We start from the raw sequence: 13,140 nt of genomic DNA on the forward strand, positions 1-13,140 counted from the left end.
TGTCATGCAAATCGCCAAAACCGATGCACCCATCATCGAAGTCCAGCACCTCTACAAGGACTTCCCCATCAACTCCAATGCCATCAAGAGTGGCAAGATGCGGGCGCTCTCCGACATCACCTTCAACCTGCACCGGGGCCGCGCCCTGGCGGTGGTCGGGGAGTCGGGCTCCGGCAAGAGCACCATCGCCAAGATCATCGCCAAGATGTACAAGCTCAGTGCCGGGCGCATCCTCTATCGCGGCCACGATCTGGAGGAGTTCAACAAGGGCACAGCCCTGCTGGACTATCGCCAGAGCGTGCAGATGGTGTGGCAAGATCCGTTCGGTTCGCTCAACCCGACCCACACCATTTATCACCACATCGCCCGTCCCCTGCTGCTGCACAGCAAGGTGCTCGACAAAAAAGAGCTGCCCGACATGGTCTACGCCCTGCTGGAGAAGGTGGGGCTCACCCCCGCCAAAGCAACGGCGGCCAAGTATCCGCACCAGCTCTCCGGCGGCCAGCGCCAGCGGGTCAACATCGCCCGCAATCTGGCGGTGGAGGCGGAAGTGGTGCTGGCGGACGAGCCCACCTCCATGCTCGACGTCTCCATTCGCATCGGCATCCTCAACCTGATGGAGCAGATGAAGAACGAGCTCGGCGTCTCCATGCTCTACATCACCCACGACATCGCCACCGCCCGCTATGTGGCGGAAGATCTGGCTGTCATGTATGTGGGGCACATGGTGGAGTGGGGTGAGGTGGACGAGATACTCCATCACCCGCAGCACCCCTACACCCAACTGCTTATCTCGGCGGTGCCCGACCCGGAGAAGAGCATCCATGCCGAACTGGAGGGTGGCCGCAAGGGGGAGATCCCGCTCTGGACGCCGGAATCCTGCGGTTGCCCCTTTGCCGGGCGTTGCAATCAGGCGATGCCCCGCTGCAAGGAGGCGCTGCCCCCCATCACCAAGCTTGCCGACAACCACTTCGTGCGCTGCTACCTCTACGAGTGAGGGTGAGCCTTAGACCGGCCGGACAACCCTGTCCGGCCATGCCTCGATACGGGGCGGCCACAGCCCCGTGATGTGCCTCACCGCCCGGCGGTGAACCACAGGAGTAATACCTTGATGGAACTCTTGATCAATCAGGTGGGCTACGAGTGCGACGGACACAAGGTCGCCCTGTTGCAAGCCTACCCCGCCCCTGATCTCGGCGGCTATGTCAGGCTGCAACGCCTCGATGATGGCCAGATCCTGTTTGAAACCCCGCTGCAACCGGCTGGCAGCGTTCCAGGCTGGCAAGGCCGCGCTTACTGGCGTGCCGACTTCTCCGCCTTCAAGGAGCCCGGCCACTATCGGCTGGAGGCGATCACTGCCCAAGGCATTGTCCGCTCGACCCGCTTTGCCATCGGCCAGGATCTGCTGGCCAGCCGCTGCCTCTCGGACGTCATTCACTACTTCAAGGGGCAGCGCGCCAGCGGCACCTTCGATCGGGCCGACCGCAGCGCCCGCCTGTTTGGCACCGACCAGCACAAAGATGTGCACGGCGGCTGGTTCGATGCCAGCGGCGACATGAGCAAGTACCTGAGCCACCTCTCCTACGCCAACTACCTCAACCCCCAGCAGACCCCCATGGTGGTGTGGGCTCTGCTCAAGTGCCGCGAACTGCTGGCCCCGCGCCGCGATATCGACGGGGTGAACCTCTGCAAGCGGCTCAATGACGAGGCGCTGCACGGCGCCGATTTCCTCTGCCGGATGCAGGATGAGTCGGGCTTCTTCTTCATGACCCTGTTCGACAAGTGGAGCAAGGACCCTGCCCAGCGCGAGCTGTGCGCCTATGCTACCCAACAGGGGATCAAATCCGCCAACTGGCAGGCGGGTTTTCGCCAAGGGGGCGGCATGGCCATCGCCGCGCTGGCCCGCGCCGCCCGCGAGAGCGTCAGTGGCGACTTCGATGCCAGCCGCTACGCCGAGGCCGCCAAACGCGGCTACCTGCATCTGCGTGAACACAACCTCTCCTATCTGGATGACGGGGTCGAAAACATCATCGACGACTACTGCGCCCTGCTCGCGGCGGTAGAGCTGACCCGCACCTTCGGCTCCGAGTGGCTGAATGAGGCGAGAGCCCGCGCCAGCAAGCTCTGCGCCCGCCAGCGCCCCCATCCTGAGCTGGGTCACTACTGGTCGGCCAACGAGGATGGCTCGCGCCCCTACTATCACGCCGCCGAGGCGGGCCTGCCGGTGCTGGCGCTGCTGGAATATCTGGGCGTAGAGCCGGAGCAGGAGCACAAGGCCCAAGCACAAACCGTGGTGGAACAGGCGCTGGCCGCCGAGCTGGCGCTCTGCGCCCGCGCGAGCAACCCCTTCTCCCTTGCCCGCCAATATGTGAAAGGGGTGGATGAAGCGCCGCGCGTCAGCTTCTTTATGCCCCACAACAACGAGTCCGGTTACTGGTGGCAGGGGGAGAACGCCCGCCTCGCGTCTCTGGCGACCATGGCCTTTGCTGGCGCCCGCCACTTCCCCCGCCAGAGCCAGCCGCTGCTCACTTATGGCCAGCGCCAACTCGACTGGATCCTCGGGCAGAACCCCTTCAACGCCTGCATGCTGGCGGGCCACGGCATCAACAACCCCGCCTATACCGCCGGGTATCCCAATGCGCAGGGGGGCATCTGCAACGGCATCACCGCCGGGTTCGATGACGAAAACGACGTAGCTTTTATTCCGGAGGAGTACAAGGATCGGCTGGATCAGAACTGGCGCTGGGGCGAGCAGTGGATCCCCCACGCTGCCTGGTTTGCCCTTGCCATCACCTGGCTGAATGCGCGGGGAAATGGAGGTCGCCATGATTGAGTTCTGGGTCGGCGTCGATGGCGGGGGCACCCACACCCGCGCCCGCATTCGGGATCGGGCGGGCAAACTGCTCGGAGAGGGGCGCGCGGCCGGCTCCAATCTGGAGCTGGGCATCCCCCATGCCCACGCCAATGTGCTGGCCGCCATCGCCAGCGCCCGCCTTGCCGCCGGGATCTCTATCGAGAGTGAACAGCAGATGGGGGTCGGGCTGGCGCTCGCCTCCGCCGAGCTGGCCGACTGCTATCACGCCCTGCTCGAGATGCCCTTCCCCTTTGCCAGCGTCAGGCTCACCTCCGATGCATTCGGTGCCTGCCTCGGCGCCTTTGGCGGCCGTGAGGGGGCCATTCTGATCGCAGGTACCGGCTCGGTGGGGCTGGTCTATCAGGAGGGGCAGATCCGCACCTGTTCCGGCCGCGGCTTCCCCATTTCAGACATAGGCAGCGGCGCCTGGTTGGGGCTGCGCGCTATCCAGCAATCCCTGCTCTGCCACGACGGCATTCTGCCCCCCAGCACCCTCGCAATCCGCCTGATGGATCGCTTCAAGCGGGATCAGGCCGAGGTGGTACGCTGGGCCGCCCGCGCCATTCCGGCGGACTATGGCCACTTTGCCCCCTGGGTGTTCGATGCCGCCAGCGATGGTGACGAGCTCGCCAATCAGCTGCTGGACGAAACCTGCGAGCAGCTGCAGATCCTGCTGGAGGGAATGACCCAGCTCGGAGCCAGACAGATCGCCCTGCTGGGGGGGATTGGCACCCGCCTCGCTCCCCGTCTCGGCCAGCTCAACCTGATCCCCCCCCAGGCAGATGCGCTCGATGGCGCCATCCTGTTTGCCCAATCAGAGGATTTTCCATGTCTACACCCCTGATCCACACCCAGGTCGCCCGACGTGACGGCGAGGATGTCTGGTTCACCTTCACCCTCTCCCGCATGCCTGATACCAAGTGGAAGCTGCACTTCTGTCTGGCTCGCCATATCGACCCCGACTCCTTGCACGGAGGCGAGCTGGAGCGCCAGAGCGGCAGCTACAAGGTGATTGTCCCGAACGCTGGCAGCAGCGAGCTGCGCTTTTGCTGCCGCCAGACGCCCATCAAGAAGCTCTCCGACATGCCGCAGGGCTTCTTTCTCAGCCTGCCGGAGGCGACCACGGGTGCTCAGCTGCTGCCGGTGACACTGGCCGCTCAGGATCTTGGACTGGAAAACCCGCCGGTAACCCGCCCCGACCTGCCGGATGTCGAGTCCCTGCCCGGCATGGTGCCGCAACCGGCCCATCTGGTGCTGCTGGAGGGGAACTTCCGGCTGGCAGAGCGGGCTCATGTCAGCGCCCCCCGCGATATGCCGAAGCTGCTTGCCCACTTCAACAAGCTGACGTCGCTGGCACTGGAGCAGGATCACGACGCAGAAATTCGGCTGACCGAGGCCAGACTGGCCCCCGAAGCCTACCAACTGACCATCACGCCGCAGGAGGTGGTAATTGCCGCCGCCGACGAAGCGGGTTGGCGTCATGGGCTGGTGACTCTGGCCCAGTGGTATCTGCAACATGGGGAGAGCCTGCCCTGCGTCACGCTGGAGGATGCCCCGCGCTTTGGCTTTCGCGGCATTTTTCTCGACTGCGCCCGCCACTTCCACACTCCGGCAACCATCAAGCGCCTGCTCAAGCTGATGAGCCTCTACAAGTTCAACCGCTTCCACTGGCATCTGACTGATGACGAGGGGTGGCGACTCGAGATCAAGGCCTTCCCGGAGCTGACCGACGTGGGTGCCTGGCGCGGCCACGATCTGGCGATCGGCCCCCAGCTCAGCGGCGGTGCCGAACCCTATGGCGGCTACTACACCCAGAGCGAGGTGAAGGAGCTGGTGAGCTATGCCAGTGAGCTCGGCATCACCGTCATTCCCGAGATCGACATTCCGGGCCACTGCCACGCCGCCATCAAGGCGCTGCCCGAGTTGCTGATCGAAACGGCGGATCACTCCCGCTACCGCTCGGTTCAGCATTTCGATGACAACGTGCTCAACCCCGCCCTGCCCGGCACCTACCGCTTCCTGGAGGCGGTGCTGGACGAGGTGTGCGAGCTCTTCCCCGGTCCGCAGATCCACATGGGGGGTGACGAGGTGCCGACCGGGGTCTGGACCGACAGCCCCGCCTGCCAGCAGCTGATGGTCGAGCAGGGCTACGCCGACTGCCGCGAGCTGCAGGGCCATCTGCTGCGCCACTGCCAGCGCTATCTGGCCGCCAGAGGCAAACAGATGATCGGCTGGGAGGAGATCCTGCATGGCGACAAGGTGAGCCGCAAAGCGGCCATCTGTGCCTGGACCAGCTTTCAGGCGGGGCTGGATGCTGCCGCCGCGGGTTATCCTGTGGTGATGGCGCCCGCCCAGTTCCTCTATCTCGATCTCGCCTGGAGCGCCGATATTCATGAACCCGGCCTCTACTGGGCGGGTACCCTCAATCTGGAGCAGATCTACTCGTGTGACCCTGCCCCAGCCGATTTCCATGCCAACGATAACATCCTCGGGGTGCTGAGCCCCTTGTGGTCAGAATTGATCACCAGCCGTGATCGTCTCGACTACATGTTGTTCCCGCGTATGCTGGCCACGGCCGAGGTGGCCTGGAGCGATCCCGCCCACAAGGGCTGGGAGCACTTCGCCGCCCGCCTGCCGGGCCAGCTGCAGATCCTCGATCAGTTGCAGGTGCGCTACCGGATGCCACAGAGGTAATGTTGTCTCTACTTTGGCGGCCTATCGGCCGCCTTTTTTACGATTAGCCAACAAAACATCAACTTCCCCCTACCATTCATCCGCCATTATTGGCAAAATCCAGCCCCCAATGAAGCTGGTCTGTCTCCTGCTGGCGCGAGCCTGCGGCCACCTCCAGATCTGCCACAATAACAACGACAACATTATCAACAAGAACATCGGAGCGTATTCCTATGGCCCGCAGAGATGTCCATACCCTGGATAGCGAAGTGGAGTTTCCTGCCGACGTACAACTGGTCTCCACCACTGACCTACGCGGGGTGATCACTTATGCCAATCCGGCTTTTTGCACCATCGCCGGCTATAGCGCCGACGAGCTGGTCGGTCACAACCACAATCTGGTACGCCACCCCGACATGCCCAAGGCCGCCTTCGCCGATCTCTGGGCCCGCCTCAAGGAGGGCAAACCCTGGCGCGGCATCGTCAAAAATCGCTGCAAGGATGGCCGCTACTACTGGGTAGATGCCTACGTCACCCCCATCTACGAAAGCAACAAGATCAGCGGCTACCAGTCGGTACGCTGCAAGCCCGAGCCCCAATTCAAGCGCATCGCCGCTCAGACCTACCAAGCCCTGCTCAAGGCCGAGCGCGGCAACAGCAGCAACCTCCCCTCTCTTGCCAGAGTGCGCACCCCGGCCATTACCCTGCTGCTGCTCGGCATGATGGGCTGGGCCTTCGCCAACCAAGGGGCCATGACCGTCCTGCTGATGCTGCTGCCCCTGTTGCTTCTTGGCGGAACCTACTGGCGCGAGCTCTTTGCCCTACCCCACTATCTGCAGCAACTGGGCCGTGAATATGACAGTCTGACCCGACTGGTCTACTCCGGTGACAACCCCGGCGCCATTGCCGATTTTCATATTAAAATGCTGCAGGCTCGCATCCGAACCGTGTTGGGGCGGATCAACGATGCCACGGCACCTCTGCAAACCCTGGCCATCAATCTGAAGCAGGCCTCTCATCAAGCCTGTCTCGATATCAACGAGCAAGATGCCCAGACCCAGCAGATGGCTACGGCTATGACTCAGATGGCCAGCACGGCCCACGAGATCGCCCGCAACATTCAGGACTCCAACGGTCAGGTCAACGAAGCTCGCAATCGTTGTGAACAAACCAACCAGCAGTTGAACCAGACCGAGCAACAGATCGAACAGCTCGCCAAACAGGCAGAGCTGGCGTTCAACTCGGCGGTAGAGCTCGCCAGTGAATCCGAACGGATTGGCAGTGTCATGGGCGAGATCCAGGGCATCGCCGAGCAGACTAACCTGCTGGCCCTCAACGCGGCCATCGAAGCCGCTCGCGCCGGGGAGCAGGGCCGTGGTTTTGCGGTGGTCGCCGACGAGGTGCGTACCCTGTCGACCCGCACCCACAAGGCGACCGAGCAGATCCAGGGCAGCATCAAGCAGATCCAGCACACTCTGGGACGCTGGAAGGGGATGATGCAGGAGAACCTGCAACAAACCCGCGCATGTGCCGAGATGACCCGCCAGGGCGCCAGCAGCCTCCATACCGTGCTGGCAGAGATAGAGCTGGTCACCGAACACTCCACCCAGATCGCCACCGCTGCAGAGCAGCAACAAGCGGTCGTGGAGGAGATCAGCCGCAGCATCCACCAGATCTCCGAGTACTCCCACGCCAACAGTCAGAAGATGCTGGATGTCGATCACTCCAGTCAGGCTCTGCTGGAACGGGCCAAGCAACTGAAGGGGCTTAGCCAGACCTTCGGCTGAATCATTGCCAGCCCCATGACAGAAGCGTCACAATGGCGCTTCTGCTGTTTTTGACGAATCGGGTCTATGAGCATTGAACCAAGTCCATCCCCATTGAACAAAACGGCCCGTATCGAAGCGATCATCGCCCTGATCCCGGCAGGCCGGGTGGTCAGTTACGGTCAGGTGGCCGATCTGGCGGGGTTGCCCGGACGGGCAAGACTGGTGGGCAAGGTGCTGCGGGAAACCGACAAGGTACTGCCGTGGCATCGGGTGCTGGGCGCAGCGGGCACCATCTCGTTACCGAAAGGATCGCCAGGCTTTGCCGAACAGACGGGACGCCTGCAGCAGGAGGGGGTCGTGGTGATCGGTGGGCGGGTCAGAATGAAGGTGTGGCAATGGCAGCCCGATCTGGCCGAGCTGCTTTTTCTACTGCCGTTTTGAGGGGATCACAGCCGTATCACTCCAGCGGCGCCAGGATCTCGTCGCTGCGCACCTGCACCGGTATGGTCTCATCCGCTCGCTGCAGCAGCACCAACAGGCTCTGCCGGTCAACCTCCAGCACATAGGCAGCCCCTTCCCGGGTCATGCAGCTCATCCCCGGCCGGATCTCGTTAATCTCCATCTCAACCTCCTTGTCTACTTCGCGATTGACGACTGCTGCACTCCTTGCAGCTGTCTCAGTATACCGCTATCCATAAGCAAAGAGGCCCCTTGTCGGGCAATGCTGTTCAGATAAGCACATTTTTGACTGATTACTCATAAATGCGACTTGAGTTGGGGGAGCAAGGCTGTTTCCAGTCGATCTTCCTTCAGCCTTTATCCAGCGTGGCTTGCAATAGAAAGAGGGAGGCATCATGCCTCCCTCATTTTTTAGCCCTGATACTACGTGGACTGGAACTCAAATTCTCTTAAGTGAACAGCATTGCCCTTGTCGGGGCCTCTTTTCATCAGGCCTTTTTAGCCTTTGGCAAACTCTCTTGCCAGGCACCGTTGTCGTAGTGAGCGGTCCAACCGGTCGCCTTGCCGTTAACCTCGCTCATCACGTACTGCTCCTTGGTCTTGCGACTGAAGCGCACGATGGCGGGGTTGCCGTCCGGATCAGTGAGCGGGGCACCGGCCAGATACTTGTGCTTGGCAGAGATGCGATCCTTGAAGCGCTTGAGCTCTTCCACCAGCGGCGCGCGGGTCTCGCGGGATTTGGGGAAGTTGCTGGCAGCCAGGAACAGACCGGCAGCCCCGTCACGCAGCACAAAGTGAGCATCGGACTGGGTGCACTTGAGCTCCGGCAGCGGCACCGGATCCTCTTTCGGCGGCGCGATGTCACCGTTTTTCAGGATCTTGCGGGTGTTCTTGCAGGTCTCGTTGGTGCAGCCCATGTACTTGCCGAAACGGCCGTTCTTAAGCTGCATCTCGGCTCCGCAGCGGTCGCACTCGATGCTCGGCCCTTCGTAGCCCTTGAGCTTGAACTGGCCCTTCTCGATCTCGTAGCCATCGCAATCCGGGTTGCGACCACAGACGTGCAGCTTGCGGCTGTCATCGATGATGTAGGCATCCATCGCTGTACCACAGACGCCGCAGCGGTGCTTGGCGCGCAGCGCTTCGGTTTCCGCCTCTTCACCGTCAGTGGCGGAGACAAACTCGTCGGCAGAGACCAGGTTGATGGTCTTCTTGCAGCGCTCTTTCGGCGGTAGGGCATAGCCGGAGCAGCCAAGGAACACGCCGGTGGTGGCGGTACGAATACCCATCTTGCGGCCGCAATCCGGGCAGTCGATGTCGGTCATCACCATCTGGTTGGCACGCATGCCGCCCTCTTCGGGCACCTTGTCAGCCTTCTCCAGCTCCTGGGTAAACTCGGCGTAGAAGGCGTCCAGCACCTTCTTCCACTCAAGGCTCCCTTCGGCGATGCCATCGAGCTTGTCTTCCATCTTGGCGGTGAACTCGTAGTTCATCAGCTCGACGAAGTTCTCCACCAGACGATCGGTGACAATCTCGCCCATCTTCTCGGCGAAGAAACGGCGGCTCTCGACCCGCACATAACCGCGATCAACGATGGTGGAGATGATGGAGGCGTAGGTAGACGGACGGCCGATGCCGCGTTTTTCCAGCTCGCGCACCAGCGCGGCTTCGGTGAAACGGGCAGGTGGCTTGGTGAAGTGCTGGCGCGGATCCAGCTTGACCAGTTTCAGCACCTCGCCAACGGTCACCGCCGGCAGCTGACTATCTTCGCCCTTGCGACCCATAGGCGGCAGCGCCTTGGTCCAACCGGCGAAGCGCAGGGTACGGCCACGGGCCTTGAGCTCGAACTCACCCGCCTTGACGGTCAGGGTGGAGGAGTCGTACTGAGCCGGGGTCATCTGGCAGGCGACAAACTGACGCCAGATGAGATCGTACAGACGCATGGCATCCGGCTCCATCCCTTCCAGCATCTCGGCCGTGACCAGCACGCTGGAGGGACGGATCGCCTCGTGCGCTTCCTGGGCATTGGCCTTGGCGCCATACAGATTCGGCTCGGCTGGCAGATAGGCCGCGCCATACTGCTCGCCGATATATTCACGCACCGCCTCAACCGCCTCTTTGCTGAGGTTGGTGGAGTCGGTACGCATATAGGTGATGTAACCCGCTTCATAGAGACGCTGGGCCATCATCATGGTCTTCTTGACCCCGAAGCTCAGACGGGTAGAGGCCGCCTGCTGCAGGGTGGAGGTGATAAACGGCGCGGATGGCTTGGAGCCGGTCGGCTTGTCTTCCCGGTTCACCACCTTGTAGTCGACCCCTTCCAGGGCTGCGACAGCGGCAAAGGTCTCGGCCTGGGTCACTGGCTTGAAGTCAGCCCCGTTGCGGCTGACCACTTCCATCCGCAGATCGCTCTTGTCGGCGGTCAGCAGGTCGGCATTGAGATCCCAGAACTCGACCGGAACGAACGCCTTGATTTCGCGCTCTTTATCGACGATGAGACGCACCGCGACAGACTGCACTCGACCGGCGGAGAGACCACGGGCCAGCTTCTTCCACAGCAGCGGGGAAACCATGTAACCCACCACGCGGTCGAGGAAACGACGGGCCTGCTGGGCATTGACGCGGTCAATATTGAGTTCGGACGGCTGGGCGAACGCCTCCTTGATGGCGCTCTTGGTGATTTCGTTAAACACCACGCGCTTGTAGCGGCTGTCGTCGCCACCGATGATCTCGCGCAGGTGCCAGGCGATCGCTTCTCCTTCTCTATCCAAGTCGGTTGCGAGATAGATGGTGTCGGCTTTCTCGGCCAGACTTTGCAACTCGCTGACCACCTTCTCCTTGCCGGGCAAAATCTGGTAATTAGCCTGCCAGCCAGCGGTCGGATTGATACCCATCCGGGCAAACAGGGCCTTGCGATCCTTGGCAGCCTTCTCGGATTCGCTCAACTTGATGCCGCGAATGACAGGTTTCTTGGGCTCGGTGCTGGCGCTGCCGCTGGTGGGCAGATCGCGAACATGACCAACGCTGGATTTCACCACGTAGTCCTTGCCCAGATATTTGTTGATCGTCTTGGCCTTGGCCGGAGACTCCACTATGACCAGTGATTTGCCCATGCTGTAACTATTATCCTCATTGCACCCGACGGGGTTGGTGTGCGGTTTTGTGGGGCTGTATAAGAGATTTGGCGCGAAAAAGCAATCTTGTGAGCAAATTTGCCTGACCAGCCCGAACCACACGGCTTCTTTTATTGCTTCTTTATTTATTAATGCGAAGGCAACAGGCCGGACGCAACCGCTTTTTCAATTTTCTGCCATACCGCCCCTCTTTTTATATCTGAAACGACATAAAAACGTCTGCTGGTTACCGGCTTGTTACAAAAACATAAAATCTCTTTATAATGGCCCAACCCCGACGCATTGTGCGCGGAAGGAACCGCTACCCATCATAAAAATCGAAAGGATGTACTCAATGAAGCACTTCGAGGTCAATTTCGACGGTCTGGTCGGCCCGACTCATAACTATGCCGGCCTCTCCTACGGCAACGTTGCCTCCCAGAGCAATGCCCAGGAGGCTTCCAATCCGAAAGAGGCCGCCAAACAGGGGCTGCGCAAGATGAAGGCGCTGACCGAGCTTGGCATGACCCAGGGGGTACTGGCGCCACAAGAGCGTCCCGATCTCGCCACCCTGCGCCGCCTCGGCTTCACCGGCAACGATGCCCGGGTGCTGGAACAGGCAGCCAAGCAGGCTCCCGCCGTACTGGCTGCCTGCTATTCGGCTTCCAGCATGTGGACTGCCAACGCCGCCACCGTTTCTCCCAGTGCCGATACTCAGGATGGCCGCATTCACTTCACCCCCGCCAACCTGACTAACAAGTTTCACCGCTCTCTGGAGCCCGACGTCACGGGCCGTATCCTGCGCGCCGTGTTCAACAATGATCGCCACTTCAGCCACCACCTCCATCTGCCGGAAAATGACCACTTCGGCGACGAGGGGGCAGCCAACCACACCCGGCTCTGCCGCGCCTATGGCGAGGCGGGGGTCGAGCTGTTTGTCTATGGCCGCAGCGCCTTTGACTACTCCCGCCCGGCGCCGAAGCGCTATCCGGCCCGCCAGACTCTGGAGGCAAGCCAGGCCATCGCCCGCCTGCATGGCCTTGGCGAGGAGAGCGTGGTGTTTATTCAGCAAAACCCGGAGGTGATCGATCAGGGGGTGTTCCACAACGACGTGATCGCGGTGGGCAACCAGAACGTGCTCTTCTTCCACCAGCAGGCGTTCCTCAATACCGAGTCGGCGCTGGCCGAGGTACGTACCAAGTTTGGCGAAGGGGACCTGCACTTTATCGAAGTGCCGACTGCAGAAGTTTCCGTGCTGGATGCGGTGAAATCCTATCTGTTCAACACCCAGATCCTCACCCTGCCGAGCGGTGAGATGGCCATCATCGCCCCCACCGAGTGCCGCGATAATCCGGCGGTGTCGGCCTATCTTGGCAAGCTGCTGACGCTGGAGACCCCGATCAAGGCGGTCCACTACATGGATGTGAAACAGAGCATGCGCAATGGCGGCGGCCCGGCCTGCCTGCGACTGCGGGTTGCCATGAACGATCAGGAACTCGCCGCGGTCAATCCGGCTTGCCTCATCAACGACAGCCAGTTTACCCGCCTAGATGGCTGGGTCGATCGCCACTACCGTGACCGGCTGACCCTCGACGATCTGCGGGATCCGGCACTGGTGCAGGAGTCCCGCAGTGCGCTGGACGAGCTGACCCAGATCCTGAAACTGGGTTCGATCTACCCGTTCCAGCGCTAGATGTGATGCCCGAGAAGACCGCCGACGCTGGCGGTCTTCTGCTATCTGCCTTGTCTTCAGCGCGATCGCCAACTTGCACAGATGCTGTTTTGTGCAGAAAAGCAGCGCACAACTTGCTGATAAGCTTGAATTTTGAGCTGGATGTATCAAAAAATCGACGAACAGTCATTTTTTACTGCCAGATGCCTCATCAAGGGGTTCACAAAGCCTCTGGATCTGATAGTATGCGCCTCGCACTTGGGGAGGGGTTCCCGAGCGGCCAAAGGGATCAGACTGTAAATCTGACGGCTCTGCCTTCGAAGGTTCGAATCCTTCTCCCTCCACCATTCAAGTGCAAAGTAGTGACAATCAGGAAATACCCCGTGGAGGGGTTCCCGAGCGGCCAAAGGGATCAGACTGTAAATCTGACGGCTCTGCCTTCGAAGGTTCGAATCCTTCTCCCTCCACCATTTCCCTGATTGAAATGGCTGAATACAATTTGCTTTACCCCCGTGGAGGGGTTCCCGAGCGGCCAAAGGGATCAGACTGTAAATCTGACGGCTCTGCCTTCGAAGGTTCGAATCCTTCTCCCTCCACCATCAT

The 13,140-nt window shown here is 61.2% G+C and carries 9 protein-coding genes and 3 tRNA genes; 10 read left to right on the forward strand and 2 right to left on the reverse strand.

Annotation, left to right across the window (positions count from 1 at the left end; genetic code table 11):
- Nucleotides 1-4: 4 nt before the first annotated feature.
- The 6 genes from AB5Z09_RS10650 (at nucleotide 5) to AB5Z09_RS10675 (ending at nucleotide 7,737) form a co-directional block, all read left to right on the forward strand.
- Nucleotides 5-997, forward strand: coding sequence for an ABC transporter ATP-binding protein (locus AB5Z09_RS10650; RefSeq protein WP_167567750.1), 993 nt, complete (start codon nucleotides 5-7; stop codon nucleotides 995-997).
- 114 nt (nucleotides 998-1,111) lie between these two features.
- Nucleotides 1,112-2,833 (forward strand): glycoside hydrolase family 9 protein, encoded by a 1,722-nt coding sequence (locus tag AB5Z09_RS10655; RefSeq protein WP_368195269.1) that lies wholly within the window; start codon nucleotides 1,112-1,114, stop codon nucleotides 2,831-2,833.
- Entirely contained in the window at nucleotides 2,826-3,698 is an 873-nt protein-coding gene (locus AB5Z09_RS10660) for a BadF/BadG/BcrA/BcrD ATPase family protein (RefSeq protein WP_167567752.1), read from the forward strand. The genes AB5Z09_RS10655 and AB5Z09_RS10660 overlap by 8 nt, the downstream gene beginning before the upstream one ends.
- Nucleotides 3,683-5,548, forward strand: coding sequence for a beta-N-acetylhexosaminidase (locus AB5Z09_RS10665; protein WP_368195270.1), 1,866 nt, complete (start codon nucleotides 3,683-3,685; stop codon nucleotides 5,546-5,548). The genes AB5Z09_RS10660 and AB5Z09_RS10665 overlap by 16 nt, the downstream gene beginning before the upstream one ends.
- A 212-nt stretch (nucleotides 5,549-5,760) precedes the next feature.
- Complete coding sequence (locus AB5Z09_RS10670) at nucleotides 5,761-7,314, forward strand: methyl-accepting chemotaxis protein (protein WP_368195271.1); 1,554 nt, start codon at nucleotides 5,761-5,763, stop codon at nucleotides 7,312-7,314.
- Between the two features lie 66 nt (nucleotides 7,315-7,380).
- Nucleotides 7,381-7,737: an MGMT family protein gene (locus tag AB5Z09_RS10675; protein WP_368195272.1), complete on the forward strand. Its 357-nt coding sequence runs from the start codon at nucleotides 7,381-7,383 to the stop codon at nucleotides 7,735-7,737.
- Between the two features lie 16 nt (nucleotides 7,738-7,753).
- Here AB5Z09_RS10675 and AB5Z09_RS10680 read toward each other — a convergent pair whose 3' ends face one another.
- Nucleotides 7,754-7,918: a hypothetical protein gene (locus AB5Z09_RS10680; protein WP_005334891.1), complete on the reverse strand. Its 165-nt coding sequence runs from the start codon at nucleotides 7,916-7,918 to the stop codon at nucleotides 7,754-7,756.
- 325 nt (nucleotides 7,919-8,243) lie between these two features.
- Nucleotides 8,244-10,865 (reverse strand): type I DNA topoisomerase, encoded by a 2,622-nt coding sequence (topA, locus tag AB5Z09_RS10685; RefSeq protein ID WP_368195273.1) that lies wholly within the window; start codon nucleotides 10,863-10,865, stop codon nucleotides 8,244-8,246.
- Between the two features lie 355 nt (nucleotides 10,866-11,220).
- Here topA and astB point away from each other — a divergent pair, with 355 nt between their 5' ends.
- The 4 genes from astB to AB5Z09_RS10705 all read left to right on the forward strand — a co-directional run bounded on the left by astB (nucleotide 11,221) and on the right by AB5Z09_RS10705 (nucleotide 13,136).
- Nucleotides 11,221-12,558: an N-succinylarginine dihydrolase gene (gene astB / locus AB5Z09_RS10690; RefSeq protein ID WP_368195274.1), complete on the forward strand. Its 1,338-nt coding sequence runs from the start codon at nucleotides 11,221-11,223 to the stop codon at nucleotides 12,556-12,558.
- Between the two features lie 241 nt (nucleotides 12,559-12,799).
- Nucleotides 12,800-12,884: transfer RNA gene (locus tag AB5Z09_RS10695), tRNA-Tyr, on the forward strand.
- A gap of 38 nt (nucleotides 12,885-12,922) precedes the next feature.
- Nucleotides 12,923-13,007: transfer RNA gene (locus AB5Z09_RS10700), tRNA-Tyr, on the forward strand.
- A gap of 44 nt (nucleotides 13,008-13,051) precedes the next feature.
- A tRNA-Tyr gene (locus AB5Z09_RS10705) sits at nucleotides 13,052-13,136 on the forward strand.
- Nucleotides 13,137-13,140: the final 4 nt, after the last annotated feature.

Source organism: Aeromonas sp. R2-2 (assembly GCF_040908355.1).
Taxonomy (GTDB): Bacteria; Pseudomonadota; Gammaproteobacteria; order Enterobacterales; family Aeromonadaceae; genus Aeromonas; species Aeromonas veronii.

Excerpts from the sequence above, each read along its gene's own strand:
- AB5Z09_RS10680 (WP_005334891.1), bottom strand. The coding sequence starts at position 7,918 with ATGGAGATTAACGAGATCCGGCCGGGGATGAGCTGCATGACCCGGGAA.
- AB5Z09_RS10660 (WP_167567752.1), top strand. The coding sequence starts at position 2,826 with ATGATTGAGTTCTGGGTCGGCGTCGATGGCGGGGGCACCCACACCCGC.
- AB5Z09_RS10665 (WP_368195270.1), top strand. The coding sequence starts at position 3,683 with ATGTCTACACCCCTGATCCACACCCAGGTCGCCCGACGTGACGGCGAG.
- astB (WP_368195274.1), top strand. The coding sequence starts at position 11,221 with ATGAAGCACTTCGAGGTCAATTTCGACGGTCTGGTCGGCCCGACTCAT.
- AB5Z09_RS10675 (WP_368195272.1), top strand. The coding sequence starts at position 7,381 with ATGAGCATTGAACCAAGTCCATCCCCATTGAACAAAACGGCCCGTATC.
- AB5Z09_RS10670 (WP_368195271.1), top strand. The coding sequence starts at position 5,761 with ATGGCCCGCAGAGATGTCCATACCCTGGATAGCGAAGTGGAGTTTCCT.
- AB5Z09_RS10650 (WP_167567750.1), top strand. The coding sequence starts at position 5 with ATGCAAATCGCCAAAACCGATGCACCCATCATCGAAGTCCAGCACCTC.
- topA (WP_368195273.1), bottom strand. The coding sequence starts at position 10,865 with ATGGGCAAATCACTGGTCATAGTGGAGTCTCCGGCCAAGGCCAAGACG.
- AB5Z09_RS10655 (WP_368195269.1), top strand. The coding sequence starts at position 1,112 with ATGGAACTCTTGATCAATCAGGTGGGCTACGAGTGCGACGGACACAAG.